Source organism: Bacillus cereus group sp. N21, from assembly GCF_016483395.1.
In the GTDB taxonomy this organism is placed as follows: Bacteria; Bacillota; Bacilli; order Bacillales; family Bacillaceae_G; genus Bacillus_A; species Bacillus_A pseudomycoides.
The window spans coordinates 1-2,741 of sequence record NZ_JAEHBX010000164.1; the positions used below are offsets into that span (position 1 = coordinate 1).

Consider the following 2,741-nt stretch of genomic DNA (forward strand, 5'->3'; position numbering starts at 1 on the left):
AATTGCATCATAATCTGTCATTGAATAGGCCATGTAGGTTCTATATCTCTATCAAATGGTTTTTGCACCAGAACCGTATAATCTTTATATCTTGATAGAACACACCGTTCGATGCTTCGAGCGGTGTATATTTTATTTTGTTACCATTCATTAACAATTAATTAAGAGTTTTGGAACAAATATTGGGTTTAAGAAATATTGACAGGCTGCTTTTTTGATAAAAAGCACTTTTTTAATTTTGTTCCGCAATCGGGCCATTTAGTTGAGGAAGGATTTTAAAATTTACACACAGAATTATTTTGTGTGAAGAAAAGGGGGGGAAAGAATTGAACCATGATTTTTATCGCTCATTATTTCCTATATTAGCTACCCACACACACCTAGCTAGTTGTTCCCAAGGTGCATTAGCAAAGTCTGTTTCAAAAGCTATTGAGGAATATCATAATAGCCTACTTCTGTCAGGGAGTAATTGGAATGAAGCAATAAGTAAAGTGGATGAGACTAGGGTGAAATTTGCTGAACTTATTGGAGCCGAAACAGGTGAGGTTGCTGTATTATGTTCTGTTTCTGATGCTATTTCTGCTATTGCAGCATCCCTTCCTTATCAGCAAGAGAAAAATAAAATCATGTTTACGGATATAGATTTTCCAACTGTCGGTCATATATGGTTTGCACAAGAACAATTTAAGGATAATGTTTCCGTAATTCGTTCTTCCAATGGGGAAATATCTCTGGAACAATATGAAAAAGAAATAACAACTGATACGCTTATTACATGTATTCCCCATGTGAATTATTACAACGGATATAAACAAAACGTTAGAGAGATTGCTGAGATTGCGCATAGAAAAGGCTCGCTTTTATTCGTCGATGCTTACCAATCAGCAGGACATATTCCGATTGATGTGAAAGAGATGGAGATTGATATATTAGTAACGGGAACTCGTAAATACATGTTAGGTATTCCCGGCGTAGCGTTTTTGTATATAAAAAAAGAACTAGCAGAGCAATTGAAACCAAGAGTTACTGGATGGCGTGGACAAGAGCAAGCATCTTCTTTTGACATTTATAATCCTGTTTTTGCAATGGTGGCTCGTCGATTTGAAACAGGTACACCTTCTTTTATAAGTATATATGCGGCTTATGAGGCACTAAAATTGTTACTTGAGGTTGGGATAAGTAATATTGAAACCTATTTAAAAGAGCTAACCCAATTCACCATACATTATGGACAAGAAAAAGGATTGCATCTCATTGGACCACAATCTATTGATAATAGGACGAGTTTGATGTCTTTTCATGTTGAAAATGCATCAAAAGTGGAAGCGATGTTAAGAGATAAAAATATTATTGTTTCTGCAAGAAAAGATGTTATAAGAATTGCCCCTCATTTCTATACCCTTAAAAATGAAATAAAATGTGTAATAGATGAACTTGTAATCTTAAAAAATAGGGGTTAAACAAATATTTACTCCAGAAAGCCTGAATTGCGGACCCACACAATACATAACGATCTTCAGCAAACGGGCGCTCTAATGGAGCAACGAAAAAAGCCTAATTTCTCAATTTTAATGAGAAATTGGGCTTTTTATATTTACTTATAGTGCAAAATAGCGCTTAAAATAGGTGCAAAATAACTCCTAAAGTGACATTAAATTCTGTATTCGGGGTTCAGCCGAGATACGTGTAAAACTAGGTCACAAGAATACATCTTTTACCAGTCTGATTTATTCCGCTATTTGCGGGCTGTAATACTCCCACTTAAAATTTAATTAGCACTGGGAAATTTATACCAATTGGTGCTGGGAAAACAACGTTCTTTATTATAATAGCGAGTGGTCTTAGTCCAATTGAAGGATTAATCTTACCAATCGGATTTGTAATATAAACATTCAATTTTGTTACAAAACAAATTACTTTGCCCCTAATCGTAGCTACGCTGGTATTGGGCCTAAAAGGGCGATCAAAAAAATGTTTTCTTTACATAAAAATCCCTACAAATATTGTAGGGATGAAGAACAAAAAATGTTTGTTAAATTCTATTATTATTACTAGCGTCATTATTTTATAAAAGCTTGCTTTATCCATCTGTATTCATTAGTACAATTCTCCAACCATCAGGGTCTTCTATTGTAGTTCCTTTTTCTTTCCAATACGGGTTTTCTGGTTCAACTTCATAATATCCTATTTTATTTAATCTATTAGTTATTTTTTCAATTTCATTTTTATCAGGCATATAAAAAACAAGTAAGTTATCTTTTGTAGGAGCAGGACATGGACTCCCATTCACATGTCTTGTAAATTCTAAATGATATTCTACATCAGGTAATCCAAACATTACCCCGTCGTAACCTTCGTGATTTTGAAACTCTCCTATGCGTTTTAAGCCCAATCCTTTTTCATAAAAATTTATCACTTCTTCAAATTTATCTGTCGGTCTTGCAACTCTAAACTGAACCCAATTTTTCATACAAATCCCTCCTTATAAATTTAAAAGCTCTTTTATTTTCCATTATAAGTTAGAAATGTACCGTTTAAAATCCCCCATTAGGGGGAGGGTTAAGTAAGACGAAAGACGTATAAATTAATAAACAATGTTTCCCAAATGACCAAGTGACCACAGCAAGTTGTTTGATTTAAAAAATGTTTTAGACTATAGAAAAAAGGGTTCTGGTGCAAAAATAAATTATAAAAAAAGTAGGACCTGAATTTCCTACTAAATTACAGATTATGATGCGATA

Annotated in this window: 2 protein-coding genes; one reads left to right on the plus strand and one right to left on the minus strand. The window is 33.6% G+C overall.

All coding sequences use genetic code 11. The features are described from left to right. Positions 1-326: 326 nt before the first annotated feature. Positions 327-1,460 (plus strand): aminotransferase class V-fold PLP-dependent enzyme, encoded by a 1,134-nt coding sequence (locus tag JDS96_RS30105; RefSeq protein ID WP_199669043.1) that lies wholly within the window; start codon positions 327-329, stop codon positions 1,458-1,460. A 620-nt stretch (positions 1,461-2,080) separates the two neighbouring features. Here the strand turns inward: JDS96_RS30105 and JDS96_RS30110 are convergent. Next, the gene (locus JDS96_RS30110) at positions 2,081-2,470 is read right to left on the minus strand and encodes a VOC family protein (RefSeq protein ID WP_199669044.1); all 390 of its coding nucleotides are present in this window, start codon (positions 2,468-2,470) and stop codon (positions 2,081-2,083) included. Positions 2,471-2,741: the final 271 nt, after the last annotated feature.

Excerpts from the sequence above, each read along its gene's own strand:
- JDS96_RS30110 (WP_199669044.1), bottom strand. The coding sequence starts at position 2,470 with ATGAAAAATTGGGTTCAGTTTAGAGTTGCAAGACCGACAGATAAATTT.